We start from the raw sequence: 26,721 nt of genomic DNA, 5'->3' as shown, positions 1-26,721 counted from the left end.
GGAGGACGGAGAACGTGGCGACTGCGCTCATCACCGGGCCGGCGACCGGGATCGGACGGGCGTTCGCGGACAAGCTGGCGCTGGAGGGCTACGACCTGGTGCTGGTGTCGCGGGACGAGGCGCGGCTGAAGGAGACCGCGGCCGAGCTCACCCGCGTGCACGGGGTCGCCTGCGAGGTCCTCGCGGCCGACCTGACCGACGCCGAGGACCTTGCCAGGGTGGAGGAGCGGTTCCGGACCGGGCCGATCGAGGTCCTGGTGAACAACGCCGGCTTCGGGCAGAAGAAGCCGTTCTGGTCGAACCCGATCGAGGTCGAGGAGAAGCAGTTCGACCTGCTGGTGCGGGTGGTGATGCGGCTGACGCATGCCGCCGTACTGCCGATGATCGAGCGCGGGTCGGGTGCGGTGATCAACGTGTCGTCGATCGCCGGGTTCCTGCAGCGCGGCAGCTACAGCGCGCACAAGTCCTGGGTGACCACCTTCTCCGCCGGGCTGGCGACCGGGCTGCACGCGAAGGGCGTCGCGGTGATGGCGTTGTGCCCGGGGCTGGTGCACACCGAGTTCCACGATCGGATGGGGATGGACAAGACGATCATCCCGTCGTTCCTGTGGCTGGACGCCGACGACATGGTCAACGCCGCCTGGAAGGACCTGATGCGCGGCAAGGCGGTCTCGATCCCGTCCGTCCGCTACAAGCTCATCGCCGCCGCCGCGCGCTACATTCCCCGATCCCTGATCGCGCGGGTCTCCACCATCGGCCTGGACGGCCGCCGTCGCGGCTGAGGTGTCACTGCCAACCAACTCGGTGTTGCGTGCGTCAAAGCGTGCACACATCGAGGGGGAAAGGTTGGTGCCATGTACGGACGGGGAGTACGACGGGTGACCGGTGCGGTCGGGCTGGTCGGGTTGGCATTGGGCTTGGTGGCCTGCGGCAACGAAACCGACGGGGGTACGCCGGTGGGGAACGCGGGGACGACGCCGAGCGTGACGCCCAGTACGACGCCGGAGCGGTCGGTTCCTGAGCCGGTGAAGACGCCGACGATGGCGCCGACTCCGACAACGAAGCCGGCGGCGGTGCAGTTGCGCACGTCGATGCTGCTGACCGGACCCGACGTCGCCAAGGCGGATCCGAACCGCGGCTGGATCGTGACGACCGGCTCCGCCGACCCGATCTGCGGTCCGTCGTCGACCCGCGGCAACGGCGTCCGCGGCAGCCTGAACCGGAACTTCACCACCGAGCTGGACGCCTCCGGCGGGCAGTGGCTGACCCGGTACGACGACGCCCGTGCGGCCAAGGCCGCGTACGACAAGATCGTCGCGACGATCAAGTCCTGCAAGGCGCTCGACCCGGCTCCCACTCACGCCCGCAAGCTGACCGAGAACCGGACGCTGCCGCTGGGTGACGCGACCGCCATCGTTCGCTGGTACGACTTCCCGCTCCCATCGGACCCCGGCAGCGAGCCCGGTGGCTTCCCGTACGCCATCACCCGCAAGGGCAACGTCGTCTCCGTCCTGGCCTTCCGCGAAATGGGCGACGGCGTAAAACCCACCAACTTCGAAAACCTGACCCGCACCGCAGCCGCCCGACTCGGCTGAGTCAGAGCTTCTCGGCGACCTCGGTGAGGACGGCGAGGGTTGCGGTGATGAGGGGGTGGTCGGCTCGGCTTTGGCGGACGGCGGCGTAGACGCGGCGGGTGGGGACCGGTTCGGTCAGGGGGCGGGTGACGGCGAGCGCGGGTACGGCGAGGCGGGGGACGAGGGAGACGCCGCCGCCGGCTGCGACCAGGGCGGCGACGGCGCGGAAGTCGTCGGACTGATGGACGACTCGGGGCTGGAAACCGGCTTGTTCGCAGGCCAGGAGGACGACGTCGCGGATCGGGTTGCCGGGTGACGGCATCACCCAGTCGTCGGCCGCGAGCATCGGGAGCTCGATCGTGTCGGCCGCGGCGGCCGGGTGGTCCGGCGGGAGGACGGCGACGAACGGCTCGGCGTACAAGGGGATCCGGGCCAGGCGCTGATCGTCCGGGCGGGGCGAACCGCGATGCTCGACGGCGATCGCGATGTCCGCGTCACCGTCGAGCAGCTGGGTGATGCCCTGGTGGCCTTCGGCGTCGCGGATGACGAGGTCGAGGCCGGGGTTGGTTTCGCGGAGGCGGGCGAGGGCGGGCGCGACGAGCAGGCTGATCGCGGTCGCGAACGCGGTGACGCGGACCTCGCCGTTCTCGCCGTTCGCGTGCAGCCGCATGGCGTCCTCGGCCCGCTCGACCTCGGCGAGGATCGTGTCGGTGTGGGCGAGCAGCAGGCGACCGGCCGAGGTGATGGCGACGCGGCGGCCGCGGCGTTCGAGCAGTTCCTGACCGACCTCGGACTCCAGGGCTGCCAGTTGCTGCGAGACCGCCGAGGGCGTCAGGTGCAGCACCTCGGCGGCCGCGGTCACGGTGCCGTGATCAGCCAGCGCGCGCAGCACTCGCAGTCGTCGTACCTCGATCACGGACCTCAGCTTCGCACAGCTCGTGATCGGTTCCGGCCACCAGCGTCAGCGTGGGACGTGGCTCGACCGGCGCCGGCTGCGGCGACGGATCTCGGCCCTGCAGCAGGCGGCGGACGGCGCGCACCGGGTGCCGGCGTGGGCGCAGCGGTCTGTGCGGGACGACCGGTGCGTTCGGAAATGCTGAGTGGGTCTGCTCGTGGATCGCCTTGACCATCGAGAACGGGATGTAGTTCACGGGGATTCCTTTCGTCCCTTCGACGGTAAGAACTGACCCCTTCATACGTCCAATGAAATTTTCTCGCAGAGTTGATGTCTTTGGTGCATGATCGTGGTCATGGAACTGCGTCAGCTCAGATCGTTCGTGGTGGTGGCCGAGGAGATGAACGTCGGCCGGGCCGCGACCCGGCTGCATCTGACCCAGCCGTCGCTGAGCCGGCAGATCGCCTCGCTCGAGCGCGATCTCGGGGTCGAGTTGTTCGCCCGGGTACGCCGCCGCTTCGTGCTGACCGCGGCCGGGGAGACGTTCCTGGCCGAGGCGCATGACCTGTTGCGACGATCCGACGAGGCGGTCCGCGCGGCGCAGCGGACCCAGCGCGGCGAGCTCGGGACGTTGCGGTTGCGCTTCGTCCAGTCCGCGACATTCGAGGCGCTGCCGCGGTTGCTGCGTCCCTTCCGGCAGGCGTACCCGGAGGTCGTGCTCGATCTGGAGAGCGTGACGACCATCCGGCAGACAGAGGCGTTGCGCGACGGCCGGATCGACGTCGGCCTGATCCGCCCGACGACCCCGGAGGGTGCGCGGACCACGGCCGGCCGCACGAATGGACTGCTGACGAAGGTGGTGTCGAACGATCCGCTGGTGGCGGTGCTGCCGGCGCGGCATCGGCTGGTACGGCGGAAGCGGATCCGGCTCGAGGAGCTCGCGGACGACCCGTTCGTCTTCTACACGCGGTTGAGCGGGCCTGCCGTTCACGACACGATCGTCGGCTACTGCCGCGCGGCCGGGTTCACACCCCGGATCGAGCAGCAGGCGGCCGACGTACAGACGATCGTGTCGCTGGTGTCGGCCGGACTCGGGGTCTCACTGCTCATCGGCCCGACCCCGCCGTCGAACCCGGACGCGGTCGTCTACCGCGAGTTGTCCGATGACCTACCACCGTGGAAACTCTCCGTGGCCTGGTCACCGGACAACCGCTCGCCGGTTCTCGCCCGTTTCCTCGAGCTGGTCTGACTCTGACCCGGCCTCCGGCCGAAGCCTCAGCCGAAGACGTCCGGGTCGCCGCCGGTGCGGACGCCGGTCTCGAGGTCGGCGATCGCCGCCATGTCGTCGTTGTCGAGCTGGAAGTCGAAGACGTCGAAGTTCTCCTGGATCCGGCTCGGGGTCTTCGACTTCGGGATCACCACGTTGCCGAGCTGCAGGTGCCAGCGGATGACCACCTGGGCCGGCGTCTTGCCGTGCTTGCCGGCCAGCGTCTTCAGCGTGGGCTGATCGAGCAGCTCGCCCTGCGCCAGCGGGCTCCACGCCTGGGTGATGATGTCGTTCTCCGCGTTGAACGCGCGCAGCTCGTCCTGCGGCAGTGCCGGGTGCAGCTCGATCTGGTTCACCGCCGGCCGGATCGTGGTCTCCTCGAACAGCCGCCGCAGCGCCGGCTCGTGGAAGTTCGACACCCCGATCGCGCGGACCCGCTTGTCGGCGTACAGCTGCTCGAACGCCTTCCAGGTCTCGACGTACTTGTCCTTCTTCAGTGACTGCCAGTGGATCAGGTACAGGTCGACGTACTCGAGCCCGAGCCGCTCCAGGCTCGCGTCGAACGCCGCCAGGGTGGTGTCGTAGCCCTGGTCGCTGTTCCACAGCTTGGTGGTGATGAAGAGGTCGTCGCGGGGGAGGCCGGCCGCGGCGATCGCCCGCCCGACGCCGGCCTCGTTGCCGTAGATCGCCGCGGTGTCGACATGCCGGTAGCCGGCCTCGAACGCGGTCGTCACGACGTCGGTGACGAGGTCGTCCTCGATCTGCCAGACCCCCAGGCCCAGCTGCGGGATCTCGACACCGTTGTCCAGAGTGATGGTGGGGACTGTGCTCATTTGTCTATTCCACCGGGCCGAAGGGTTCCGGCCCAGTCATCCGACGTGTGACAACAACCTCATCAACTGGCCGTAACCACCTCGTAGGTCTTCGCATCCGGTTCCAGGAACCGCAGCAGCCCCGCTCCCTCCCGCTCCAGCTCGGTCCCGGTCTTCTTCGTCGTACGCCCGAACGGGGTCAGCGTGAGAGTCGCCACACCACGCTTCTTCTCCGCCGTCCACAGGCCCGCGACCAGCCCGTCCACGGTGTACGTCGCCTTGACCCGCAGGTTCTTCGTGAACACGGCCGGCTTGTGCTCGTCCGCGATGATCCGCTCGCGTTTGGCGTGTGCGAGCAGCAGATTGTCGAACTCGGGCAGGAATCGCACCGGCGCCGGGGTGTCCGGACCCGGCCGCGCCGCATCCGGTACGTCGTACAGCGTTTTGCCGGCCTCGTCGGTGAACTGCTCGAGCTCGAGGCCGTCGAAGACCGGCTTCGCCTTCGGTAGTCCGGACCACGTCTGGAAGTCGGCCGGGGTCGCCGGACCGAACGCCTCCAGATAGCGGACGACGAGCTCCTCGGGCACCGCTCTCGTGTGGAGCTTGCCGCTCAGCCACGCCTCGGCCGGGGTGAACTTGGCGTTCGCCGGCCAGCCCCAGCGGGTGCCGGTCGGGTACATCACCAGCGGCACCATCATCCGGGTGCAGAACCCGAGCGCCCGCTCGTTCACCGCCGGGAACTCCTTCTGCAACGCGTCCCGCACCTCGGTGAACGTCAACGGCTCCTTGGCCAGCAGCTTCTGCGCCGCTGTGACCACCTTCTCCGGCTCGAGCCCCTCACCCCGCTCCTTCAGCATCCGGAGCCCAGCCTCCAGCACCGGCGCCAAGGTCGCCCTGAACCGCAGATAGTCCGCCGCCGTCACCAGGTGCAAGGTCCCCCTGAAGAGGGTCGCTCGCACAACCTCCCGCCCCTCGACCGCCCGATCCAGGTCCCCCTCGGAGAACCCCTCCACCCGAGACCACAACCCCACATACGGATGCTTGGGCTCCTGCCCCTGCATCCCCACCAACCGCCCGACAGCCTCCACCGTCGACACGTCAGCCCGCTCCAGCAACAACTGCCGAGCCAGCGTCGCCCGGTTGATTGACCTCGCACTCAGAACCGCCATGCCCACATCCTGCCCGCGAGGACCGACAACGTCAGCTGTAGTCCTTCTCGTCGTACTTCGGGAGGCCGAGCAGACGTCGGATCTCGGCGGCCGGCGCCTTGCCGCTCTCCGCCGAGGCGAGCCGGACGTACTTCGCCATCGCCGACAGACTGTCGGCTTCGGCGACCCGCAACCAATGCGGGCGGGCCGCTGCGTCTGCTGCCGCGAGCGCCCGGATCTGCGTGGCCACCTTGGTCGGCCAGGCAATAGCCCGGAGCTGCCGCGACTCGGTCAGATTCGCCGCGGCGACAGCCCGGGCCCGGGCCTGCAGCGTGGCCACGGACGCGCCGCTGTTGGCCGCCTTCTCGAAGCGCTCCAGCGCCACGTTGTACGGCCGAGTCACCGCCAGGTACCGCTTCCCCGCCGCGGCCACACTCAGCTGAGCCGGCTTCGCGGTCACCACTGGAACACTCCGCACCGGGGCAGGCGTAGTGCTGGGCGACGGCGCCGCACTCGGGTTCGCAACATCAACTGGCTGCTGCTTTTCACCCCCACCGCACCCGGCCACACCCAACAACCCGACGACACCAACAACTGCCAGCACTCGACGCACGATGCTCCCTCACCCAGACCGAACCGGCTCACCCTAGCCCGAGCGTCCGAATATCGCCCTACGTGGATGAGTCCGAGGTGGGGCCGAGGGTGCGATGTTCCTCTGAGAGGGAGAGAGGACGAGAGAAATGGCCATTGACACGTTTATCGCGTACGTCGGGGTGTACGACGAACTGGCCGACGCAGAGGCGGACTACCAGCTCGTCAAGGACCTGCACACCAAGGCCGGTCTGATCGACTCGTACGACGCGGCCATCGTCGAGCGCCGTGAAGACGGGAAGGTGAAGATCGCCCGCAAGCACGAGACGCCGACACGGGCCGGCGGCGTGCTGGGTGGCGGAGTGGGCCTGGCGACCGGCCTGGTCGTCGCGCTGTTCCCGTTCGCCGCGATCGGCGGCGGGCTGCTCGCGGCCACGACGGCCGGCGGCGCGGTCCTGGGCGCGGTGGCCGGACATGCCGCGGCCGGGATGAGCCGCGACGACCTCAAGGAACTCGGCGAGCACCTCGACGCCGGCCAGGTAGGCCTCGTGGTCGTCGGAGTGTCGGACATGGGCGCCAAGGTCGAGAAGGCGATGAAGCGGGCCAAGAAGACCGAGACGAAGGAACTCAAGGCCGACACCGCCGAGATCGAACGCGACGCCCGCGCCGCGAGCACCGACGACAGCTGATGGTGCGAGCCGCTGGTCTGGTTGTCGCGGCCCTGCTCCTCAGTTCCTGCGGAGACACCGGTTCCCTTGACCGGCCGTCTGCGACTTCGACGCGCTCGCTGGCGTCTCCGACGGCGACGCTCCCGGACCCCACCCGCTCGCCGGACCGGGAGGAGAGCCCGTCCACCTCCGAGCCTGCGGAGGAACAGACTCGCACCCGTTCGCCGGAACGCGAAGAGGGCACCTCCCCGACCGAGAGCGCGCCGGCCCCAAGTCCCACCAGATCATCGGAGAGCCAGCCGGCGCCAGAACCGAGCCCCACCCGGTCTTCGGTACCCCAGGCAGCCCCGTCGCCGACCCAGCAGGCACCGGAACCGACCTCCACCCAGTCATCGGAACGTGCGGAGACCACCGCGCCGACCCAGGCGGCGCCCACAGCTGCCCCGTCGCCGACGATGTCGCCGTCGGTGCAGCCAACCTCGGCCGAGTCGGACGGTGCGCCCACCTGGTTGTGGTGGGTGCTGGGCGCGGCACTGCTCGCGCTCGCCATCGGCATCCCGCTGCTTGTCCGGGCGAGCCACCGCCGGGAATGGCGGGCCGACCTCGCATCCGCCGAGGACGAGGTGGCGTGGTTCGCCCGCGTGCTCATCCCGGAACTCCGCGGGCAGGCTTCGCCCGCGGAAGCCTCCGGCGGCTGGAACATCGCGGAGAGCCGGGTCGCCGCGGTGGAGGATCGCCTGACGGCGCTCGAGCCGTCGGCACCGGACGACGCCGCGCAACTTCGGGCGGTGTCCCTGCGAGACGCCGTACGGGCAGCACGGAGCAGTATCCGGGAAACGCTGGAATCCGGCCGCCCGGACACGATGGCCCAGGACTTGGACGCTGTTGCCGCCCAACTCGAGCAGGTCCTTGGCCCACCGGCCCCCGAACTCTGACAGCTACCCGGCGAGTGCCGCGCGGGCCTCGATGAAGGCGGCGATGGCGCGTTCGACGTCTTCGGTGGAGTGGGCTGCGGAGAGTTGGACGCGGATGCGGGCCTTGCCGTGGGGGACGACCGGGTAGGAGAAGCCGATGACGTAGACGCCGAGGTCGAGGAGTTTGTCGGCCAGGCGGCCGGCTTCGGCGGCGTCGCCGATCATGACCGGGGAGATGGGGTGGTCGCCGGGGAGGACGTCGAAGCCCGCCTCGGTCATCTTGGTGCGGAAGAGTGCCGTGTTGGCCTTGAGTTTGTCGCGGAGCGCGGTCGATCCGCCGATCAGCTCGAGGGCCTTCAGGGACGCCGCGGTGACGGACGGGGCCAGCGAGTTGGAGAAGAGGTAGGGGCGGGAGCGCTGCCGCAGCAGCTCGACGATCTCGCGGCGGCCGGAGACGTAGCCGCCCGAGGCACCGCCGAGGGCCTTGCCGAGCGTGCCGGTGAGTACGTCGACGCGGTCCTTGACGCCGAACAGGGACGGAGTGCCGGCACCGTCCGGGCCGACGAAACCGACCGCGTGCGAGTCGTCGACCATGACGAGGGCGTCGTACCGGTCGGCCAGGTCGCAGATCTCGTCGAGCGGAGCGACGTACCCGTCCATCGAAAAGACGCCGTCGGTGGCGATCAGTCGGTAGCGGGCGTCGGCCGCGTCCTTGAGTTGCGCCTCCAGGTCGGCCATGTCGCGGTTCTTGTAGCGGTAGCGCTTGGCCTTCGACAGCCGGATGCCGTCGATGATGCTGGCGTGGTTGAGCTCGTCGGAGATGATCGCGTCCTCGGCGCCGAGCAGGGTCTCGAACAGGCCGCCGTTCGCGTCGAAGCAGGAGCTGTAGAGGATGGTGTCCTCGGCGCCGAGGAAGTTGCTCAGTGCCCCTTCCAGGTCCTTGTGGATCTGCTGCGTGCCACAGATGAAGCGCACCGAGGCCATCCCGAAGCCCCACTGGTCCAGGGCGGCGCGAGCGGCCGCGATCACCTCGGGGTGATCGGCCAGACCGAGGTAGTTGTTGGCGCAGAAGTTGAGCACCTCCTTGCCGGAAGCAACGGAGATCAGCGACTGCTGGGGTGAGGTGATCACCCGCTCGGACTTGTACAGCCCGGCGTCCCGGATCTCGCCGATGGTCGCCGTCAGGTCGTCCCGCATCCGCCCGAACATCAGTGCTTCTCCTCCAGAGATTCAGCCGTCCAGTCCATGATCACCTTGCCGCAGTGCCCTTGCCGGGCGACGTCGAAGGCCTGCTCGAAGTCGCCGTACCCGAACCGGTGGGTGATCACCGGGGTCAGGTCCAGGCCGCGTTCCAGCATCACCGACATCGAGTACCAGGTCTCGAACATCTCCCGGCCGTAGATGCCCTTGATCGTCAGCATGTTGAGCACCACGGTGCTCCAGTCGATCGCGATCTCGTCCGACGGCAGCCCGAGCATCGCGATCCGGCCGCCGTGGGTCATGTTCGCGAGCATGTCCCGCAGCGCGGCCGGCTGCCCGGACATCTCCATCCCGACGTCGAACCCCTCCCGCATACCGAGGCTCTGCTGGGCGTCGGCGATCGACTCCTCGCCCACGTTCACCGCGCGGGTGACGCCGATCTTGCGGGCCAGGTCCAGCCGGTACTCCGACAGATCGGTGATCACCACGTTGCGCGCACCGGCGTGTAGTGCGACCGCCGCGGCCATCACGCCGATCGGCCCGGCGCCGGTGATCAGCACGTCCTCACCGACCAGCGGGAACGACAGTGCGGTGTGTACGGCGTTGCCGAACGGATCGAAGATCGCGGCGACATCCAGGTCGAGCGGATCCTTGTGGACCCAGGCGTTGCTCGCGGGCAGAGCGACGTACTCGGCGAAGGCGCCCGGTACGTGGACTCCGAGGCCGCGGGTCTTGATGCACAGGTGGCGGCGGCCGGCCCGGCAGTTGCGGCAGCGGCCGCAGACCAGGTGACCCTCGCCGCTGACCAGGTCACCGACAGCGACGTCGCGAACGCCGACGCCGATCTCGACCACCTCACCGCAGAACTCGTGCCCGGTCACCATCGGCACCGGCACGTTCTTCTGCGCCCAGTGGTCCCAGCTCTGGATGTGCAGGTCGGTGCCGCACAACCCGGTCCGGAGCACCTTGATCAGGACCTCGTCGGCCTCGATCTTCGGCTCCGGGACGTCCTGCAACCACAGACCGGGCTTCGCCTCGGCCTTCACCAGTGCCCTCACGGCACACCTCCACCTTCGACGATCGTCCACATCGTCGTCCCGGGCAACCACCGGCGTCCATCGACACGTCGTACACAGCCTTTGCAGTTCATCTGCATACTGATCCGCCCACGGTCCGCACGAAAGCGTGAACTGCGCGGTGATCTAGGCTTGTCCGCCATGAGCTTCGATCGGGACGGTCTGCTGGAGCAGGTGAAAACCAAGGCCATCGTGCACGGCCGGGTGACGCTGGCGTCGGGGAAGGAGGCCGACTACTACGTCGACCTGCGCCGGATCACGCTGGACGCGGCCGCGGCCCCGCTGATCGGCCCCGCGATGCTCGAGCTGACCAAGGATCTCGAGTACGACGCGGTCGGCGGACTGACCCTCGGTGCGGACCCGGTGGCGATGTCGATGCTGCACGCGGCCGCGCAACAGGGCCGGACGCTCGACGCGTTCGTCGTCCGCAAGGCCGAGAAGACCCACGGCCTGCAGCGGCGGATCGAGGGCCCGGACGTGAAGGGCCGTCGGGTGCTCGCGGTCGAGGACACGTCCACCACCGGCGGTTCGGTGCTGACCGCGGTCGAGGCGTTGCGTGAGGCCGGTGCAGAGGTGGTCGCGGTCGCGGTGATCGTGGACCGATCCACCGGGGCGCAGGAGAAGGTCGAGTCGGAAGGGCTGGAGTACCGGTCCGTGTTCGGTCTCGAGGACCTGGGTCTCGGCTGATGGACATCAGTCCGGTCCTGTTGATCCTGATCGCCCTGGTCGTCGGGGTCGGGATCTTCTACTTCAACTACATGGCGGCGAAGAAGCGCCGCGAGTTGTTCGCCGGCTTCGCCGCGCAGAACGGCTGGTCGTACGTGCAGGCCAACAACGGCCTGGCCAACCAATGGGCGGGTACGCCGTTCCGGACCGGTGACAACCGGCGAGCGACGAATGTGCTGACCGGTGCGTTCAACGGCCACCAGATGGTTGCCTTCGACTACAGCTACCAGACGCACTCGACCGACTCGAAAGGCCGTCGTACGACGACCACGCACAAGTTCGGCGTGGTCGTTCTGCAGTTGCCCGGTGCGCTTCCGCACCTGGAGGTCACCCATGAGGGCATCTTCGGCGGGGCGGTGGCGAACGCGTTCGGGTTCCGCGACATCCAGTTCGAGAGCGATCAGTTCAACCGGGCCTTCCGGGTGAAGGCGGACGACGAGCGGTTCGGGCACGCGGTGGTGACGCCGCGGATGATGGAGCTGCTGCTGGCCCGCGGCGAGATCGGCTGGCGGGTCGAGGGCAACTCGCTGGTCGGCTGGGACAAGGGTGCGCACAACCCGGCCGAGGTGATGAACCGCCTGTCCCTGCTGCAACAGGTGGTCGAGCAGGTCCCGCCGTACGTCTGGCGCGACTACGCCGGCGTCGACCCGCGCGTGCAGCCGCCGCAGAACTTCTAGACCCGACAGCGGCCCCGGCGACCCGTAGAGTCGCACCTGAGCATCGCCAACACTCGGGAGCAGGGGAATGCTGACCTTCGTCATCATCGCGATCGTCGCGGTCGTCGTGATTCTGGGAATCACGCTGATCGTGTCGTACAACCGGTTCGTCAAGCAGCGGAACCTGATCCAGGAGTCCTGGCGGCAGATCGACGTCGAACTGCACCGCCGCTACGACCTGATCCCGAACCTGGTCGAGACCGTCCGGGCGTACGCCGCGCACGAGCGGCACGTGTTCGAGGAGGTCGCCCGGCTGCGCACCCAGGCGGTCAACGTGCAGGGTGCCCCGCCGGAGCAGCGGGCGGCGGCGGAGAGCGAGCTGTCCGGTGCGCTGCGTCAGATGATGATCTCGGTCGAGGCGTACCCGCAGCTGCAGTCGAACCAGAACTTCCTCAACCTGCAGCGCGAGCTGACCGACACCGAGGACCGGATCGCGGCCGGCCGGCGGTTCTTCAACGCCAACGTGGGCGACTACAACACCCGGGTCGAGGCGTTCCCGTCGAACCTGATCGCGAACGGCTTCAAGTTCGAGAAGGCCGGCTACTTCGAGGTCAACGACGAGCAGGTGCGCTCGGTCCCGCAGGTCTCGTTCGGCACCATCGGCTCGGTGGCCGGTGAGCAGGCGCCGCCGCAGATGCAGGCCGGGCCGCAGTCGTCGGGGCAGATCCACCCGCAGATTCCGGGTGACCAGGGCAACTATCAGGGGCAGCAGCAGTTCCCGGGCTACCAGAACCAACCAGGTCAGTATCAGGGCCAGCCGCCGTACCAAGGCCAGCCGCAGGGCCAGCCACCGGTGGGCGGCCCGCCTGCGAGTTCCCCCAGCCCGCAGGACGGACAGCCGCCGTTCACCGGTGGCCAGTAGGCACCGGTTTCCCGTGGTCCAGGACCCCCGACCCCGAACCCCCACCAGTGCCAGGCCCGGTTGTGACGGCGGTCAAGTCGCCACGCCCGGGCCTGCCCTCCCCCCGGTACCTGTGTCAACAGTGCCGCACTGAGATACATCCGGCGTACATCGGCCTTCACGCCGGGTACAGCCGGATGCCACGATAGGTCGGTTCAAGAGTGGAGAGGCGAATCAGGTGGACAGTCTGAGGTACGGAATCCTCGGACCTCTGCGCCTGATCCACGTCCAGGGCCAGCCGCTCCGGGCCGCCAAACCGCGTCAGTTGCTGGCGACGTTGCTGCTCCACCCCAACCGGTTCGTCTCGACCGATCTGATCGCCGACGCCCTCTGGGAGAACAGTCCGCCCCGCTCCGCGACGGCGAACATCCGCACCTACGTGCGAGCTCTCCGCGGCGTCCTGCAAGAGGCCGGGCTTCCCGCGCCGATCGACACCTCGGCCGCCGGCTACAGCATCGAGGTCGGTGTCGACGAGCTCGACGCCAGCCTGTTCGAATCACTGCTCGCGGAAGGCGGCCACCTCCGCGACGCCGGTGACAGCCGCCAGGCGATGCAGGTGCTGTCCCGGGCCTACTCACTCTGGCGCGGCCGCCCGTTGGAGGACCTGTCGATCCCGGCTGCGTGGGAGGGCTCGCTGGCCCGTCTCGAGGCGCAGCACCGCGGCCTGGTCGACGTACTCCTCGATCTCCGGCTGGAGCACGGCGACGCGAGTGGTGCGGCGGTCTTGCTCAGTGCGCGCCTCACCGAAGACCCGTACGACGAGCAGATGTGGCGGCGACTCGTCGACGCGCTCCTGGCGGCCGGACGGGTCGGTGAGGCCCGAGCCGCGTACGCCAAGGCAGTGCAGACCCTCGCTGACGAGCTCGACATCAAGCCCGGCCCCGAGCTCGAGGCGGCCGGTGCCCGTGCCGAGAACGGCCGCTCGGCCAACTGGCCGAACCCTGGGATCCCCGCCGCGCGTACGACGGAACGCCAAGGGCCGGACGCCGTACCGGCAGGCCCGATGTCGGCGCCGGAGCTGACCGATCCGCAGCGACCGCCGAGTCAACTGCCGCTCGATCTGCCCGACTTCAGCGGTCGGCAGCACCTCCTGGACCAGTTGCGCGATCTCGTCTGCGGCCGCGATCCGGTGCGTCCGCCGATCGCGGTCATCTCGGGCGCGCCGGGCACCGGGAAGACCTCGCTCGCGGTCCGGCTGGGGCATCTGGTCCGGGAGTCGTTCCCGGACGGGCAGATCTATCTGGACATGCACGGTGCGACGCAGCCCCGGGATCCGGCCGCGGCACTCACCGATCTGCTGCTCAGCCTCAACCTGCCCGACTACGCGATCCCGACCGACCCGGAGCGGCGTTCGGCGATGCTGCGGTCCGAGCTGGCCAGCCGCCGGGTGCTGATCCTTCTCGACGACGTCGCCACGGCGAGTCAGGTGACGCCGCTGATGCCGGGTACAGGCGCATCGGCGGTCGTCGTCACCAGCCGCAACCGGCTGATGGACCTGGCCGGTGCGGACAGCTTGGCGCTGGACACCTTCGGCGACAACGAGGCCGCTGACCTGCTCGAGCAGGTGGCGGGCCCTGGTCGCGTCGAACGCTCCTCGCCGGCGGCCGAGGAGATCCTGGCCGCCTGCGGGAACCTGCCGCTGGCAATCAGGATCGTCGGCAGCCGGCTGGCCCAGCGGCCGGACCTGAGCCCGCGTGAGCTCGCCCGGCGGTTGCGCGACGAGACCTCGCGGCTGGACGAGCTGAGTATCGGCGAGCTCGCCGTCCGCACGAGTGCGGATCTCAGCTACGACGCGCTCAGTCCGGAGGATGCCCGGCTGTACCGGTTGATCGGCCACTTCGCGGTCGGGGTGTTCTCGGCCCGTGCGCTCGAGGCGGTCGCGTCGCCGGCCGCCGTACGACGCAGTCTGGACAGCCTGATCGAGGCCAACCTGGTCCGGATCAGCTCGGTCGACCACCGCGGTACGGCGCGCTATCGGGTCCACGATCTGCTCCGGTTGCATGCGCTCGGGGTCGGTGACGACGAGCAGAAGGCGCAGGCAGTCCGGGACGTGACCACCGTGCTGGACGCGATCCTGAACAAGATGCGCCGGGCCAACGCCGCGCTCGCCTTCGAGTACTTCGGCGTCATGGAGCACACCGGGCCGCTGACCGCGCCGGATCCGTCGCCGTTCACCGAGACCGATGCGATCGCGTGGTTCGACAGCGAGCGCAGTACGTTCGTGCCCGCGATCCGGGCGGCCGCGCAGAACGGGTTGCACGATCAGGCCTGGCGGATCGCGTCCGCGTGGGGGCCGTACCTGGACATGCGGGCCGGTTTCGACGACTGGAACACCTCGCACCAGCAGGGTCTGCTCAGTGCGATGGCCTGCGGGGACCGGCGCGGTGAGGCGATCATGCACCGCAACCTCGGCCAGCTCGCGCTCTACCAGGACGACTGGGACGCGGCCTGGCGGCATCTGGACGCGGCGGCACAGCTGTCGGCAGAGGTCGGGGACCGGCTCGGGCAGGGCATCGCCGCGGTCGGGCTCGGCACCTGGCTGCGCGAGCGCGGCCGGCGAGACGAAGGGCTGAAGCAGTACGAGAAGGCGGTCGAGGCGTTCGTCGAGGTCGGTAACGCGAACGCCGAGGCGCTGGCCCGGACCGCGATCGCGAACATCTGGCTGGCCCGCGACGACACGGTGACCTCGGGCCGCTATCTGGCTGAGGCTTTCCTGCTCGCCGTCCGGCGGGTCGACAGCCACCGGGAGGCGAAGGTACGGCGCCGGATCGCGGCGCTGCGGTCCCGCCAAGGGCGGTACGACCAGGCCGTTCGGCAGCTGCGGACGGCACTGGCGATCTTCAACGGCATGGGTGACGACCACTGCGCGGCGTACACGCGGGCCGACCTCGGGCAGACGCTGATGGAGCGCGGCGAGGTGGCGGCCGCGCGGAAGATGCTGCTCGACTCGATCGACATCGGTCACCGGCTCGGCGACCGGAGCGTCGAGGGTCAGGCGGCCCAGCACCTCGGGCAGCTCTACCTGTCCACCGGGAACCTCGACTCGGCCCGCCGTACCCTCGACCGCGCCGCACGGGTCTGGCAGCAGGCCGGGAACGACGCCCGCGCCGCCGAGTGCCGCCGCGCGGTCGCCACCTTCGACACCACCACCGCGGCCGGCTGATCTTCGCCGGTTGCGAATGTACGGCGGGTGTATTCCGGTCGGACAGGATTTGTCCTGCCACGGCAACAGGCCTGGCGGTTTCGGGGGCCCTGCAGTTTCGGGGAACGGGGGAAAGACAGCTATGGCCTGGGGGGAGGTTGTTGTGGAGCGCCGGATCGCGGCGCGGGTGGCGAACCCGCGGGACACCGAGGCGGCGCTGAACTGGCAGCTGGAACGGGTGGGGTCGACGGCCTGGCAGGACTGGCCGTTGAAGTTCCAGCGGATGGCCTTCGGCTATGCCCAGGACAGCGGCTGGCACGATCCGTCCGACGCAGTGCGGTGGCTCGACCATCACGCCCTGCTCCAGGAGGGGGCGGCGCCACGGGGGGCGCTGGTCTGGTACCAGGCGGCAGACCGGATCCGGGTGGCCTGTTCACTCGGTTCCGGTCAGGTGGTCGGCCCGCTCCTCAGCGGCCCGGTGGAAGTCGCCGCACTCTCCGACCTCAGCACCGACTGGGTCTGGTCCGAGGCCCACTTCCCGTTCGGTCAGTAGACCAACCAAACCCGATAATTGCCGCGTGGGAGAACTCGACGCGGTCACGCCAGCCCAGTCCGCCCCGGCTCAGCCGATTCGCCATGGCGCCCGGCTGTGGTTGCAGCACCGGTTCTCGGCCTCATGGGGCTGGGCGCGACTCCTGCTGGCGAAGAACTGGGCGGTGGTTGCCGGTACGGCGTTGTCCCTCATCGGTGTGCTCGCACTCGGCGTGGAAACCCTCGGCACCGGAGTCATCGCGATCGTGCTCGCGATCGTCGGCCTGATCCCGCTGGTCAGTGACTGGCTCAAGGTCCGCCAGGAGCTCCGGGACCTCTACTCGATCCACCGGCCGATCCCCGACGTCGTCCCGGACGGCGACTGGGAACTGGTCCGCTGTTCGCAGGGCCGCGTCGTCACCAGCCCGTCGGTCGACCAGAGCCTGGACCGGCCCGTCGTCCTCGACTCGCGTCAGTACGCGCTCCCGCCCGACCTGGCGGCGATCAAGCCGGCCGTGATCGCGCTGGCCCGGTCCCAGCGGTCCCGTACGGCGGCCCCGGCGTTCGACGGACTGAACATCGGGCTCCGCGACGATCCCGATCTGTCCGGCGGCCCGGTCCACCTGCAGCCGGTCCGGTACTTCGACATGATGGCGTCGAACTACCTGGCCGGTCAGCAATGGCTGAGCCGGGGACTCGGCCGGGTGGTGGCCGACATCACCCGTCGTCTGATCGCCGACGACGGACGGCTGATCCCGCTGAGCGACACCGAACTCGGCAACCAGGTCGGCGTCTCCACGGTCGCGCTGACCTCGGACGGCTGGATGCTGCTGGTTCACCAGGGCGTGGCCTCGCGCTCGTCCGCGGGGCTGGTGGCGCCGAGCGGTTCCGGAAGTCTGGAGCCGCTGGACGTCGAGGGGCGGGACCGGCTGACCGACGTCGTGGCGGCCGGGATGGAGCGCGAGTTGCGGGAGGAACTCGGCCTGGTCAGCGCGGCGATGCGGGAGGTCCGCATCGAGACGACCGTGCTCGGGTACGGCCGCTGGCTGGAGAAGGGTGCCAAACCCGAGTTCTACGGCTTCTCCCGGATCCACGCCGCGTTGCGCGATCTCGACGTACGGATCGACGTGTCCGAGCGGCAGTTCGTCACCAAGCACGCTCGGATCAGGCCGGACGACGTCCAGCGCCTACTGGCCGGGGAGCGGTTCGAGACGCTCGGCCAGGGGGTGCCGTCGGTTCCGCTCGAGCTGTGCCTGGCCCGGCTGCGCGAGGTTCAGTCGTTGAGGTGATTCGTGGTGGCCGCGTGCTTCGGGGCGACGGCCGCTGCGGTCCGGGCGCGGCGCTTGGCCAGGAACCACTCGACGAACATCGGCACCACGGAGATCAGGACGATCAGCAGGATGGCCGACTCGAGGTGCTCGTGGATGAACTTGACCTGCCCGAGCGCGTGGCCGAGCAAGGTCAGTCCGGTGGCCCAGAGGACGGCGCCGACACCGGTCCAGACGAAGAACTTCTTCGGGTCCATCTTGCCCGCGCCGGCCACGATCGTGATGAAGGTGCGCACGATCGGGACGAACCGGGCCAGCACCAGCGCGCGCGGGCCGTACTTCTCGAAGAACGCGTGCGTCTCCTCGATGTACTTCGGTTTCAGGAACCGCGCGTTCGGGTTGGTGAACAACGTCGTCCCGAGCACCCGGCCGATGTAGTAGCCGGACACGTTGCCGAGGAATGCAGCGACGGTCAGGATCACGCAGGCCAGCCAGAGCGGTACGTCGATCGTGCCGTGCGCGATGAACAGGCCGACGGCGAACAGCAGTGAGTCACCGGGCAGGATCGGGAACAGCAACCCGCACTCGATGAACACGACCGCGGCCGTGCCCCAGAGGGCCCAGTCACCCAGCCAGGTCAGCAGGTATTCCGGGTCCATCCAGTTCGGCATCAGCATCGCGACAAGAGGAAGCACGCGGACAGGGTAGCGTCCAAACCTGTGCGTGAGCTTATCGACGAGGAGAACCGGGACCGGATCGGTGCCGACATGGTCGGACCGAACGAGGTCGGCGTGGGTCCGTGGCAGGGCGAATGGCCGGACGATCCCCGGCTGGATCCGGAACTGCTCGCGACCGGTGATCGACGGAACGTGGTCGACAAGTACCGGTACTGGAAGCTCGAGGCGATCGTCGCGGACCTGGACCGGCAGCGGAACCCGTTCCACGTCGCGATCGAGAACTGGCAGCACGACCTGAACATCGGCTCGGTCGTCCGGACTGCGAACGCCTTCCTCGCCGCCGAGGTCCACATCGTCGGCAACCGGAAGTGGAACCGCCGTGGCGCGATGGTCACCGACCGTTACCAGCACGTCCGCCACCACCCGCAGCTCGAGGATCTGGCGTCGTACGCCGCCGAGCACGGACTGCCTGTGATCGGGATCGACAATCTGCCCGGCTCGGTCCCACTGGAGACGTACGAATTGCCCGCGGCCTGCGTACTGCTCTTCGGTCAGGAGGGACCGGGCCTGACCGCCGATGCGCACGCGATCTGCACCGATGTGCTGTCCATCGCCCAGTTCGGCTCCACCCGCTCCATCAATGCCAGTGCCGCGGCCGCGATCGCGCTGCACGCCTGGATCCGCCGCCATACCTTCGGACAGAAGCCATGAGCCCGTGGGCTGACCACGCGATCTGGTGGCAGGTCTATCCGCTCGGCTTCGCCGGTGCGGACAAGACCGCTGGGGCTGGAGTCGTGCACAGGCTGTCCAGGCTGGAGAACTGGCTGGACTACGCCATCGAACTTGGTTGTTCCGGCCTGCTGCTGGGCCCGGTGTTCGCCTCCGAGACGCACGGCTACGACACCGTGGACTACTTCCGTATCGACCCGCGGCTCGGGGACGACGCCGACTTCGACCGGCTCGTCACCAAGGCTCACGAGCGTGGGTTGCGGATCGCGCTCGACGGGGTGTTCAACCACGTCGCCCGGTCGTTCGACGCGCCGTCGGAGTGGTTCCGCCGACGCGACGACGGGTCGCTCGACACGTTCGAAGGGCACGAGCACCTGGTCGCACTGGATCACAGTCAGCCGGCGGTCGCGCAGTACGTGAAGGACGTTCTCTCGCATTGGCTGGGTCGTGGTGTCGACGCGTGGCGGCTCGATGTGGCGTACGCCGTACCACCGGAGTTCTGGCGGGCAGTGCTGCCGCGGGCTGAGTACCCGGAGGCCTGGTTCTTCGGCGAGGTCATTCACGGTGATTACGCCGGGTACGTCGCCGAGAGCGGGCTCGACTCCGTCACGCAGTACGAGTTGTGGAAGGCGATCTGGAGCTCACTGAACGACGGCAACTTCTTCGAGCTCGACTACGCCCTCGGCCGGCACGACGCGCTGCTGGACACGTTCGTACCGCAGACGTTCGTCGGCAACCACGACGTGACCCGGATCGCGACCCAGCTGAAGGACGAGCGGCACCTCGGTCACGCGCTCGCGATCCTCTTCGCGGTCGCCGGCGTACCGAGTGTCTACTACGGCGACGAGCAGGCGTTCCGCGGTCTGAAGGAGGACCGGGCCGGTGGCGACGACGCGATCCGCCCGGAGTTCCCGGACACACCTGCGGAGCTGTCTCCGCTCGGCCTCCCGACGTACGAGCTGCATCAGCGTTTGATCGGCGTACGGCGGCGCAACGCCTGGCTGACCCGGGCCCGGACGAAGGTCGAGCAACTGACCGACGAGACGATCGTGCTCCGGTCGACGGGAGGCGGCTCGGAACTGGTCCTGCTGCTCAACATCTCCGACGCTGCTCAGCAACTCCACGAGGTCGAGGTTCCGGCGCACAGCTGGAGATTGCTGACAGGTCCGTAACCTCCGCGGTGGCTCCCGCGTTGTTGAGACGTAAGTGAGGCTTCTCGACCAAAGTCAGCCCCAACTCGGGCGGGGCGGCGTGCATCGTGCATGTCGTACTGGGTTTGTGACGGGAATAGGGGGTAGTTGATGAGTTCTCTGTGGGACGAATTGATCTACGAGCTGGGGACCGTGCGCGCCTTGAGCGCGGCGGCTCTGGAGGCGCGCACGGAGATGTCCCGGGTTGCGCTGATCACCCTGCTGGACGCCGAGACCGCCGAGATCTCGGCGATCCTCGACCGGATCCTGCATGAGGCACACCAGTCGTCAGCGGCCTAGGAGTGTGGACAGGGCCTGCTGGAGCGCCTCGGTGGCATCGTCGGGGAGCTCGAACTGCCGGTAGGCGATGTGCGCGTCCGGGCGGACCAGGAGACACCCTTCGTCGGGGATCTCCCGCGCCCGCGACCAGTCGCCGTACAGGTCGTCGAGCTCCCGGCCCGGCCCGATCACGAACGGTTCGATCGGTACGCCGAGATGCTCAGAGACAGTCTGAGCGGCCTTCACCCACGCCTCGCCACCGATGCCGGTGAGCAGGGTGAAGCGGCCCTTGCCGACGACGTCGAGGGTGCTGACGGTCTCCGAGCCGCGGGTCAGCCAGCAGTGCGGGATCCGCGCACCCGGCCAGGTCGTCGGGTGGTAGTACAGCTCCGGATCCTTGTCGTACGACGGTTCCGCCGTGCCGTCACCGATCACCGCGGCCGACCGGTACCGCTGGCCGAGTTCGACACCGTGGGCGTTGAACTCGTAGTCCTTCAGCTCGATCGCGGTCCGCAGTTCCTCGCGTTGCTCGGCGCCCGCCGGGGTGTCGTCCTTGCGTGACTCGATCGTCCGGCCGGGCGGGGCGTCCGGTGTCATCCCGAGCGCACGGAAGATCTGGCCGAACTGCGTGCGGCTCTTGTTCGCCCGCTCCACGATCTGCCGGGCGATCGGCACCCGCTCCTCGTCGTAGGTTTGCAACAGCGCCGGCGAGGCTTGGCCGCGGAGCACCAGCGCGAGCTTCCAGGAAAGGTTGTACGCGTCCTGGATCGACGTGTTCGAGCCGAGCCCGTTGCTCGGCGGATGCCGGTGGATCGCGTCGCCCATGCAGAAGACCCGGCCTTTGGAGGCCTGCTCGGCGTACATGTGGTTGACGCTCCAGACCGACGTACTCTTCAGCTTCACGTCGATGGTGTCGTCGCCGACCAGGTTGTGCACGATCTCGGTCGCCATCACCTCGTCGACCTCCGGCGCCGGCTGGTGGATGTCGTAACCCCAGACGATCAGCCACTCGTTCCACGGCCGGACCATCCTGACCAGGCCGGCGCCGATCCCGCCGATTTGCGCGCCGGGCTGCAGGACCCAGTACAGGACGCTCGGGCGATGAGCGACGTACCGGGAGAGGTCGGCCTCGAAGACGATGTTCATCGAGCCCTCGATGTCCATCGCGCCGGCCATCGGCAGGTCGATGTCCTGGGCAACCTTGCTGCGGCCGCCGTCCGCGCCGATCAGGTACTTGGCGCGGATCTGGTACGTCGTGTCACTCAGCCGGTCGCGGACGGTCGCGGTGACCCCGTCGTCGTCCTGTTCGAGTGAGAGGTACTCCGTGTTGAACCGCAGCCGCGCGCCACGACTGGCCGCCGTACTGAGCAGAATCGGCTCGAAGAGCGTCTGCGGCAGGTCGCACGGCAGCGTCGGACTCGCCTCGGTGTAGTCGGCCAGCCGGCGCGGATGCGTACCCCAGGTGCGGATCCGGCCGATCTCCTCACCGGCCAGGCTGGTGCAGAACGCGGTCTCACCCATCAGCGCGTGCTCGGTGCCCTTGTCCAGCACCTGGTCCTCGATGCCCATGTCACGCATCAGTTCGATCGTGCGCTGGTTGGTGATGTGGGCGCGCGGCGTGTTCGCCGTCCAGCCGTATCTGGTCAGTACGACGTTGTCGACGCCGTACGTGGACAGGAACAGCGAGGCGGCTCCGCCGGCGGGGCCACTGCCCACGATGAGCACGTCTGTGGTGATCACTGCGTCTCCTCGGTGGTGGCGAGCACCAGGTCGTAGTGGACGGTGTAGTACGGCTGATCAGGTGTCTTGCCATCCGGGGCAGGGGTGCCGGCCGGATGTTCGGTGAAGTCGGCGATCAGGGAGTCCTTGACGCCGAAGACCGCGTCGTTCGCGAGGTACTCGTCGCCGGCCGCGAACACGTGCGTGATCAGGCGGGCGTACCCGGGTGCGGTGACCATGAAGTGGATGTGCGCCGGGCGCATCGGGCCGCGGCCGCCGGCCCGGAGCAGTTCGCCGACGGGGCCGTCGTCGGGTATCGGATAGGCGACCGGCTTCACCGCCCAGAACGTATAGTTGCCGTCGGCATCGGTCGTCAGATGGCCGCGGTTCTGCGGGCCGTCGAGCTCCTTCTGTACGTCGTAGAAGCCTTCCTCATCGGCCTGCCAGGTCTCGACGAGGGCTTTGGGGATCGGCTCGCCCTTGGTGTTCAGGACGCGCCCCGACACCAGACAGGGCTGTCCCGGCGCACCGTTCGCGATGTCGCCGCCTTGGGCCACTTCCGGCGATCCTTCGACGAAGAACGGGCCGAACACGGTCGACTCGGTGGCACCCGGTGGTTTCGGGTTGCCGAGGCCGACGGTCAGCATCGACAGCCCGAGTACGTCGGCCAGCAGCACGAACTCCTGTCGGGTACCGGTCGAGATCTGCCCGGTCCGGGTGAGGAAGTCGATCGCGGTGAAGTACTCGTCCTCGGTCAGATTCACCTCCCGCGCGAACGCGTGCAGATGACGCACCAGGGCGCTCATGACGGTCTTGGTGCGCGGGTCGGTGCTGTGGTCGAAGCTGGCCACCACCGCCGCGGTCAGGTCGTCGCCGTGCAGATCCATCTGGTTGCTCCTCATGCCTCGATCACCATCGCCAGGCCCTGGCCCACGCCGATGCACAGCGTGGCCAGCCCGTAGCCACCGCCGCGCCGTCTGAGCTCGTGGGCGAGGGTGGTGAGAATGCGGGTACCGGAACTGCCGAGCGGATGGCCGAGGGCGATCGCTCCGCCGTTCACGTTCACTGTGTCGCGGTCGAGCTCAGGCCATTGACTGAGGCACGCCAGACTCTGGGCGGCGTACGCCTCGTTGAGCTCGACCAGGGTCAGGTCGTGCCATCCGATGCCTGCTTTGCGCAGCGCCTTGCGTGACGCCTCGACCGGTCCGATTCCGAAGTACTGCGGATCCACCGCATGGACCGCTCGACTGACGATCCGCGCCATCGGCGTGAGGTCCAGGCGGTTGGCTGTCTCCTCTGATGCGATCAGTACGGCCGATGCGCCGTCGTTCAGCGTGGACGCGTTGCCAGCGGTGACGGTGCCGTCCGGTCTGAAGGCCGGCTTGAGTCGCGCCATGATTTCCGGCGTGCCGCCGTCGCGGATGGACTCGTCGCGGGTGAGTGGCGGTCCGTCGATGCCGAGGTGCTCCCACGGCACGAGTTCCGCGTCGAAGGCGCCGGCTGCCCAGGCTTTGGCCGCCTTCTCGTGGCTCTCCAGTGCGAACAGGTCCTGGGCCTCTCGTGTGATGTTGTGGAGGTCGGCCAAGCGCTCGGTCGCCTCGCCGAGGGAGATCGTCCACTCCGTCGGCATCTTCGGGTTGACCAGCCGCCAGCCGAGTGACGTCGACTCCGCGGTCAGGCTGCCGTGCGGGAAGGCGCGATCCGGTTTCGGCAGCACCCAGGGTGCGCGGCTCATCGACTCGACTCCGCCGGCGATGACCAGGTCGGCGTCGTCGGTCTCGATCGCCCGGGCCGCCTGGATCGCGGCTTCGAGTCCGGATCCGCAGAGGCGATTGACCGTCGTACCGGGGACGCTGGTGGGGAAGCCGGCCAGCAACGCGGCCATTCTGGCGACGTCGCGGTTCTCCTCGCCGGCGCCGTTCGCGTTGCCGAGGAAGATGTCGTCGAGCTCGGCCGGGTCAACGTTTGTGCGGGCGGCGAGTTCTTTGAGCGTTGCGGCGGCGAGGTCGTCCGGGCGGGCTGAGGCAAGCGCACCGCCCAGCTTGCCGACCGGGGTGCGGACCGCGTCCAGGATGTAGGCGGGTCTCATCGGGTCACTCCTTCGGGCCTGGTTCCTGCCCAGGCGCGGGTGAGGATCTCGTCGGCATCGAAGGCGCGGGCTGCTTCCCTTGCCTGCTCCTGAGTGAGGCCGAGGTCTTTCAGGTTGGTTGGGATGCCGGCTTCGGTGAACAGGTCGAACAAGCCGGTCGCCAGGTCGTCGGTCTGGAGCGCGTCCTCCAGGCGGGCTTTGGCCTGCGGGACGGCAGGTGCCTTGATCCGGGTGACCTGGGGGAGTACGGCGGCGTGGGTCTCCGCGTGGGGGAGGTTGTAGGTGCCGCCGAGCAGGTGACAGAGCTTGTGGTGCAGGCCGGTTCCGGCGGTGGCCAGAGCCGATCCGCCGAGGCAGGCGCCGTACAGAAGGTTGCTTCGGGCATCTAAATCGGTGCGCGCCTGGAGGACTTGGCGCAATCCGGCGGCCAGCGCTCGTACGCCTTCGACTGCGGTCGTCTCGGTGATCGGATCGGCCTTGGGTGTCCAGATGGCTTCCACACAATGCGCCATCGCGTTGGCGACGCTCGCGGCCGTGACCTTCTTCGGGAGGTGCTGGCTCAGCACGGGGTCGTAGACCACGGTCCTCGGCAACACCTTGAGGTCTGTCCCCGTCGTCTTGCTACCGCCTGCTGTCTCACCCCAGACCGGTGTCATCTCCGAGCCCGCGTACGTCGTCGGTACGGCGACGATCGGCAGCCCGCTCGTCAACGCGACCGCCTTCGCCAGCCCGATCGCCGACCCGCCGCCGATCGCGACCAGTCCGTCGGTGCTGGTCTCCTGTGCCTTGGCGCGTGCCGCGGTCGCGACCTCGGTCGGCACGTGCTGCGTCACGCCGTCGATCCGGCCGGCGAACCGGTCGTTCAGTTCGGCCTCGACCACATCCGCCGCGTCCCGGGCCGAATTGGTTGCTATCAGCAGCACCCGGCGTACGCCGAGCAGCTCCGCTTCCGCGGCGACCTGGTCGAGCGTGCCCGGCCCGAAAACCACCCGGCCCGGCAGGAACGTGTGAATGAACTCAGACATCGGCCGGCTCCCGGTTGCGCAGACCGTGCAGGGCAGTGAGTTCGACCTCGGTCGGTGGGTCGACCTGTTTGATGCTGTCGGCAACCTTGAGCTGCCAGCCTGTGGCCTGCCGCGCCTGATCGACGGTCACACCCGGATGCAGTCTGGTCAGGGTCAGCTCGTTGGTCTCGGGGTCCGGCTCGAGTACGCCGTGATCGGTGATGACGAGGGTCGGACCCGCGCCCATGGCCTCACGCTCGCGTCCGGTCGGTCCGTAGCCGACGGAGGTGACGAAGTCGACCTGCTCGACGAAGGTCCGCGGCGACTGCTTGACGATGACGATCACCCGCCCGGCCGCGGCCGCGATCTCCGGTGCACCGCCTGCGCCAGGAAGCCGGGTCTTGGGATCGGCGTGGTCACCGATCACGGTCGTGTTGATGTTGCCGTACCGATCGATCTGCGCGGCTCCGAGGAACCCGACATCGATCCGCCCGGCGCCGACCCAGTAGTTGAACATCTCCGGCACCGACACCACCGCGGTCGCCGTCGCGGCCAGATCGTCGTCCCCGATCGACAACGGCAGCCTGCGCGGCTTGGCGTCGATCGCACCCGACTCGTAGACCAGCCGGCAGTTCGGCGCATGCGTCCGCCGGGCCAGATTCGCCGCCAGGTTGGGCGGACCGACGCCGACCAGGCACACGTCCCCGTCGTGCAGCTCGCGTGCCGCCGCAATGTTCATCATGTCCGCGCTGTCCCAGCTCTCAGGCATGTGCGTTCACCTCCTGCGCCGCCGGTAGGCCGTTCTCCTGCGCCCAAGCGAGGAACGCGTTGCGGTCCCGCGACACCGAGTCCCACTGCTTGTAGAAGTCGTTGTCGCGCACGGAGTACCCAGCGGCGTACGACGGCCACGCCCCACCCGGTACGACGCACACCGCGGACAGCACCCAGTTCGGCAGCACCACCGCGCCGGTCCGCTCCGGGAACTCGTCCACGACCTCTTCCACCGTGACGATGGCCCGCTTCGCCGCCAGCACCGCCTCACGCTGCACGCCGGTGATTCCCCAGAGCATGACGTTGCCGTCGCGGTCCGCCACCTGCGCGTGGATCACGGTCACGTCCGGGTTCACCGCCTTCACCGCGGCCAGTTCCTCACCGGTGAACGGGCAGGTGACCCGGCTGATGATGGACTGCTGCTCCTCGAGATCCGTCCCGCGATATCCCCGCAGTACGGCGAACGGCAGTCTCGCCGCGCCGGCGCCGTACGCGTTGGCGAGCCCGGCGTGGCTGTGTTCGTGGACGGTGAGGCGATGCGGCCAGTGCTTCTCCACCGCGTCCCGGAGCCGGTGGAGTGAGCCGACGCCCGGATTGCCGCCGTACGAGAAGACCAACTCGTCCGCGACGCCCAGCCCGATCAGCTGGTCGTAGACGAGGTCGGGCGTCATTCGGACCAGCGTCAGATGCCGACGGCCCTGCCGGGCGATCTCGTGGGCGGCGGCGAACGGGATCAGGTGGGTGAAGCCTTCGAGCGCCACAGTGTCGCCGTCGTGCACGTGGGCCGCGATCGCTTCGCCGAGTGGAACTGGACTTGGCATGCGCTGCTCCGCT

The 26,721-nt window shown here is 68.7% G+C and carries 28 protein-coding genes; 14 read left to right on the top strand and 14 right to left on the bottom strand.

Going from position 1 to position 26,721, the window contains the following annotated elements; genetic code table 11:
- Positions 1 to 14 precede the first annotated feature (14 nt).
- Both ACGFIF_RS21455 and ACGFIF_RS21450 read left to right on the top strand, forming a co-directional pair.
- On the top strand, positions 15 to 782 hold the full coding sequence (locus ACGFIF_RS21455) for an SDR family NAD(P)-dependent oxidoreductase (RefSeq protein ID WP_393156641.1): 768 nt from the start codon (positions 15 to 17) through the stop codon (positions 780 to 782).
- A gap of 72 nt (positions 783 to 854) precedes the next feature.
- Entirely contained in the window at positions 855 to 1,595 is a 741-nt protein-coding gene (locus tag ACGFIF_RS21450; RefSeq protein WP_393156640.1) for a hypothetical protein, read from the top strand.
- Position 1,596: 1 nt separating this feature from the next.
- On the opposite strand, the gene ACGFIF_RS21445 is transcribed toward ACGFIF_RS21450, so the two are convergent.
- Together ACGFIF_RS21445 and ACGFIF_RS21440 are read right to left on the bottom strand one after the other, a co-directional pair.
- The gene (locus tag ACGFIF_RS21445; RefSeq protein WP_393156639.1) at positions 1,597 to 2,490 is read right to left on the bottom strand and encodes a LysR family transcriptional regulator; all 894 of its coding nucleotides are present in this window, start codon (positions 2,488 to 2,490) and stop codon (positions 1,597 to 1,599) included.
- Positions 2,447 to 2,725, bottom strand: a complete 279-nt coding sequence (locus ACGFIF_RS21440; RefSeq protein ID WP_393156638.1) for a hypothetical protein — start codon at positions 2,723 to 2,725, stop codon at positions 2,447 to 2,449. The genes ACGFIF_RS21445 and ACGFIF_RS21440 overlap by 44 nt, the downstream gene beginning before the upstream one ends.
- Before the next feature lie 99 nt (positions 2,726 to 2,824).
- On the opposite strand from ACGFIF_RS21440, the gene ACGFIF_RS21435 reads away from it, so the two are divergent.
- The gene (locus ACGFIF_RS21435; RefSeq protein ID WP_393156637.1) at positions 2,825 to 3,718 is read left to right on the top strand and encodes a LysR family transcriptional regulator; all 894 of its coding nucleotides are present in this window, start codon (positions 2,825 to 2,827) and stop codon (positions 3,716 to 3,718) included.
- Between the two features lie 26 nt (positions 3,719 to 3,744).
- Here the strand turns inward: ACGFIF_RS21435 and ACGFIF_RS21430 are convergent, their stop codons facing one another.
- From ACGFIF_RS21430 to ACGFIF_RS21420, 3 genes are all read right to left on the bottom strand, one after another.
- Positions 3,745 to 4,569 carry an aldo/keto reductase gene (locus ACGFIF_RS21430; protein ID WP_393156636.1) on the bottom strand — a complete coding sequence of 275 codons (825 nt, stop codon included), beginning with the start codon at positions 4,567 to 4,569 and terminating at the stop codon, positions 3,745 to 3,747.
- Positions 4,570 to 4,631: 62 nt separating this feature from the next.
- Positions 4,632 to 5,717: a winged helix DNA-binding domain-containing protein gene (locus ACGFIF_RS21425; protein ID WP_393156635.1), complete on the bottom strand. Its 1,086-nt coding sequence runs from the start codon at positions 5,715 to 5,717 to the stop codon at positions 4,632 to 4,634.
- 31 nt (positions 5,718 to 5,748) lie between these two features.
- Positions 5,749 to 6,156 carry a hypothetical protein gene (locus ACGFIF_RS21420; protein ID WP_393156634.1) on the bottom strand — a complete coding sequence of 136 codons (408 nt, stop codon included), beginning with the start codon at positions 6,154 to 6,156 and terminating at the stop codon, positions 5,749 to 5,751.
- Between the two features lie 280 nt (positions 6,157 to 6,436).
- Between ACGFIF_RS21420 and ACGFIF_RS21415 the strand changes: the two genes are divergently transcribed.
- Positions 6,437 to 6,976 (top strand): hypothetical protein, encoded by a 540-nt coding sequence (locus tag ACGFIF_RS21415; RefSeq protein ID WP_393156632.1) that lies wholly within the window; start codon positions 6,437 to 6,439, stop codon positions 6,974 to 6,976.
- Positions 6,977 to 7,422: 446 nt separating this feature from the next.
- Entirely contained in the window at positions 7,423 to 7,890 is a 468-nt protein-coding gene (locus ACGFIF_RS21410) for a hypothetical protein (RefSeq protein WP_393156631.1), read from the top strand.
- A gap of 3 nt (positions 7,891 to 7,893) precedes the next feature.
- On the opposite strand, the gene ACGFIF_RS21405 is transcribed toward ACGFIF_RS21410, so the two are convergent.
- The gene (locus ACGFIF_RS21405) at positions 7,894 to 9,078 is read right to left on the bottom strand and encodes a glycine C-acetyltransferase (protein ID WP_393156629.1); all 1,185 of its coding nucleotides are present in this window, start codon (positions 9,076 to 9,078) and stop codon (positions 7,894 to 7,896) included.
- Entirely contained in the window at positions 9,078 to 10,127 is a 1,050-nt protein-coding gene (gene tdh, locus ACGFIF_RS21400; protein WP_393156627.1) for an L-threonine 3-dehydrogenase, read from the bottom strand. Before tdh ends, ACGFIF_RS21405 begins: the two co-directional genes overlap by 1 nt.
- A gap of 159 nt (positions 10,128 to 10,286) precedes the next feature.
- On the opposite strand from tdh, the gene pyrE reads away from it, so the two are divergent.
- The 6 genes from pyrE to ACGFIF_RS21370 all read left to right on the top strand — a co-directional run bounded on the left by pyrE (position 10,287) and on the right by ACGFIF_RS21370 (position 17,450).
- Positions 10,287 to 10,832 (top strand): orotate phosphoribosyltransferase, encoded by a 546-nt coding sequence (pyrE, locus tag ACGFIF_RS21395; RefSeq protein ID WP_393156625.1) that lies wholly within the window; start codon positions 10,287 to 10,289, stop codon positions 10,830 to 10,832.
- On the top strand, positions 10,832 to 11,548 hold the full coding sequence (locus tag ACGFIF_RS21390) for a hypothetical protein (protein ID WP_393156624.1): 717 nt from the start codon (positions 10,832 to 10,834) through the stop codon (positions 11,546 to 11,548). Before pyrE ends, ACGFIF_RS21390 begins: the two co-directional genes overlap by 1 nt.
- 67 nt (positions 11,549 to 11,615) lie before the next feature.
- A complete protein-coding gene (locus ACGFIF_RS21385) occupies positions 11,616 to 12,449 on the top strand; it encodes a LemA family protein (RefSeq protein WP_393156622.1) in 834 nt (277 codons plus the stop codon).
- Between the two features lie 217 nt (positions 12,450 to 12,666).
- Positions 12,667 to 15,651 carry a BTAD domain-containing putative transcriptional regulator gene (locus ACGFIF_RS21380; protein WP_393156621.1) on the top strand — a complete coding sequence of 995 codons (2,985 nt, stop codon included), beginning with the start codon at positions 12,667 to 12,669 and terminating at the stop codon, positions 15,649 to 15,651.
- 142 nt (positions 15,652 to 15,793) lie between these two features.
- Entirely contained in the window at positions 15,794 to 16,183 is a 390-nt protein-coding gene (locus ACGFIF_RS21375; protein WP_393156619.1) for a hypothetical protein, read from the top strand.
- Between the two features lie 25 nt (positions 16,184 to 16,208).
- Complete coding sequence (locus tag ACGFIF_RS21370; protein ID WP_393156617.1) at positions 16,209 to 17,450, top strand: hypothetical protein; 1,242 nt, start codon at positions 16,209 to 16,211, stop codon at positions 17,448 to 17,450.
- Here ACGFIF_RS21370 and ACGFIF_RS21365 read toward each other — a convergent pair.
- On the bottom strand, positions 17,435 to 18,124 hold the full coding sequence (locus ACGFIF_RS21365) for a DedA family protein (RefSeq protein WP_393156616.1): 690 nt from the start codon (positions 18,122 to 18,124) through the stop codon (positions 17,435 to 17,437). The two genes, ACGFIF_RS21370 and ACGFIF_RS21365, sit on opposite strands and share 16 nt — an antisense overlap.
- Before the next feature lie 72 nt (positions 18,125 to 18,196).
- Here ACGFIF_RS21365 and ACGFIF_RS21360 point away from each other — a divergent pair, with 72 nt between their 5' ends.
- From ACGFIF_RS21360 to ACGFIF_RS21350, 3 genes are all read left to right on the top strand, one after another.
- Positions 18,197 to 18,817 (top strand): TrmH family RNA methyltransferase, encoded by a 621-nt coding sequence (locus ACGFIF_RS21360; protein ID WP_393156815.1) that lies wholly within the window; start codon positions 18,197 to 18,199, stop codon positions 18,815 to 18,817.
- Complete coding sequence (locus ACGFIF_RS21355; RefSeq protein WP_393156615.1) at positions 18,814 to 20,007, top strand: alpha-amylase family protein; 1,194 nt, start codon at positions 18,814 to 18,816, stop codon at positions 20,005 to 20,007. The genes ACGFIF_RS21360 and ACGFIF_RS21355 overlap by 4 nt, the downstream gene beginning before the upstream one ends.
- Before the next feature lie 129 nt (positions 20,008 to 20,136).
- The gene (locus ACGFIF_RS21350; protein ID WP_393156614.1) at positions 20,137 to 20,325 is read left to right on the top strand and encodes a hypothetical protein; all 189 of its coding nucleotides are present in this window, start codon (positions 20,137 to 20,139) and stop codon (positions 20,323 to 20,325) included.
- Here ACGFIF_RS21350 and ACGFIF_RS21345 read toward each other — a convergent pair.
- From ACGFIF_RS21345 to ACGFIF_RS21320, 6 genes are read right to left on the bottom strand one after another with little or no spacing between them, the layout of a single operon-like run.
- The gene (locus tag ACGFIF_RS21345; protein WP_393156613.1) at positions 20,314 to 22,044 is read right to left on the bottom strand and encodes an FAD-dependent oxidoreductase; all 1,731 of its coding nucleotides are present in this window, start codon (positions 22,042 to 22,044) and stop codon (positions 20,314 to 20,316) included. The genes ACGFIF_RS21350 and ACGFIF_RS21345 overlap by 12 nt on opposite strands.
- Positions 22,041 to 22,925 (bottom strand): intradiol ring-cleavage dioxygenase, encoded by an 885-nt coding sequence (locus tag ACGFIF_RS21340; protein ID WP_393156612.1) that lies wholly within the window; start codon positions 22,923 to 22,925, stop codon positions 22,041 to 22,043. Before ACGFIF_RS21340 ends, ACGFIF_RS21345 begins: the two co-directional genes overlap by 4 nt.
- Positions 22,922 to 24,112, bottom strand: coding sequence for a thiolase family protein (locus ACGFIF_RS21335; protein WP_393156610.1), 1,191 nt, complete (start codon positions 24,110 to 24,112; stop codon positions 22,922 to 22,924). Before ACGFIF_RS21335 ends, ACGFIF_RS21340 begins: the two co-directional genes overlap by 4 nt.
- A complete protein-coding gene (locus ACGFIF_RS21330) occupies positions 24,109 to 25,137 on the bottom strand; it encodes a maleylacetate reductase (protein ID WP_393156609.1) in 1,029 nt (342 codons plus the stop codon). Before ACGFIF_RS21330 ends, ACGFIF_RS21335 begins: the two co-directional genes overlap by 4 nt.
- Positions 25,130 to 25,885, bottom strand: a complete 756-nt coding sequence (locus ACGFIF_RS21325) for a CoA-transferase subunit beta (protein WP_393156608.1) — start codon at positions 25,883 to 25,885, stop codon at positions 25,130 to 25,132. The genes ACGFIF_RS21330 and ACGFIF_RS21325 overlap by 8 nt, the downstream gene beginning before the upstream one ends.
- Positions 25,878 to 26,708 (bottom strand): CoA transferase subunit A, encoded by an 831-nt coding sequence (locus ACGFIF_RS21320; protein WP_393156606.1) that lies wholly within the window; start codon positions 26,706 to 26,708, stop codon positions 25,878 to 25,880. The genes ACGFIF_RS21325 and ACGFIF_RS21320 overlap by 8 nt, the downstream gene beginning before the upstream one ends.
- Between the last annotated feature and the right edge of the window lie 13 nt (positions 26,709 to 26,721).

Source organism: Kribbella sp. NPDC049174 (genome assembly GCF_043197365.1).
In the GTDB taxonomy this organism is placed as follows: Bacteria; Actinomycetota; Actinomycetes; order Propionibacteriales; family Kribbellaceae; genus Kribbella.
Note: the sequence above shows the minus strand (reverse complement) of the source record. Positions and strands in the feature narration are given on the sequence as shown.

Bases quoted from the DNA above. Each gene is read 5' to 3' on its own strand.
- ACGFIF_RS21415 (WP_393156632.1), top strand. From the start codon at position 6,437: ATGGCCATTGACACGTTTATCGCGTACGTCGGGGTGTACGACGAACTG.
- ACGFIF_RS21340 (WP_393156612.1), bottom strand. From the start codon at position 22,925: ATGAGGAGCAACCAGATGGATCTGCACGGCGACGACCTGACCGCGGCG.
- ACGFIF_RS21320 (WP_393156606.1), bottom strand. From the start codon at position 26,708: ATGCCAAGTCCAGTTCCACTCGGCGAAGCGATCGCGGCCCACGTGCAC.
- ACGFIF_RS21325 (WP_393156608.1), bottom strand. From the start codon at position 25,885: ATGCCTGAGAGCTGGGACAGCGCGGACATGATGAACATTGCGGCGGCA.
- ACGFIF_RS21435 (WP_393156637.1), top strand. From the start codon at position 2,825: ATGGAACTGCGTCAGCTCAGATCGTTCGTGGTGGTGGCCGAGGAGATG.
- ACGFIF_RS21390 (WP_393156624.1), top strand. From the start codon at position 10,832: ATGGACATCAGTCCGGTCCTGTTGATCCTGATCGCCCTGGTCGTCGGG.
- ACGFIF_RS21425 (WP_393156635.1), bottom strand. From the start codon at position 5,717: ATGGCGGTTCTGAGTGCGAGGTCAATCAACCGGGCGACGCTGGCTCGG.
- ACGFIF_RS21355 (WP_393156615.1), top strand. From the start codon at position 18,814: ATGAGCCCGTGGGCTGACCACGCGATCTGGTGGCAGGTCTATCCGCTC.
- ACGFIF_RS21360 (WP_393156815.1), top strand. From the start codon at position 18,197: ATGGTCGGACCGAACGAGGTCGGCGTGGGTCCGTGGCAGGGCGAATGG.
- pyrE (WP_393156625.1), top strand. From the start codon at position 10,287: ATGAGCTTCGATCGGGACGGTCTGCTGGAGCAGGTGAAAACCAAGGCC.
- ACGFIF_RS21335 (WP_393156610.1), bottom strand. From the start codon at position 24,112: ATGAGACCCGCCTACATCCTGGACGCGGTCCGCACCCCGGTCGGCAAG.
- ACGFIF_RS21405 (WP_393156629.1), bottom strand. From the start codon at position 9,078: ATGTTCGGGCGGATGCGGGACGACCTGACGGCGACCATCGGCGAGATC.
- ACGFIF_RS21385 (WP_393156622.1), top strand. From the start codon at position 11,616: ATGCTGACCTTCGTCATCATCGCGATCGTCGCGGTCGTCGTGATTCTG.
- ACGFIF_RS21330 (WP_393156609.1), bottom strand. From the start codon at position 25,137: ATGTCTGAGTTCATTCACACGTTCCTGCCGGGCCGGGTGGTTTTCGGG.
- ACGFIF_RS21350 (WP_393156614.1), top strand. From the start codon at position 20,137: ATGAGTTCTCTGTGGGACGAATTGATCTACGAGCTGGGGACCGTGCGC.
- ACGFIF_RS21430 (WP_393156636.1), bottom strand. From the start codon at position 4,569: ATGAGCACAGTCCCCACCATCACTCTGGACAACGGTGTCGAGATCCCG.
- ACGFIF_RS21450 (WP_393156640.1), top strand. From the start codon at position 855: ATGTACGGACGGGGAGTACGACGGGTGACCGGTGCGGTCGGGCTGGTC.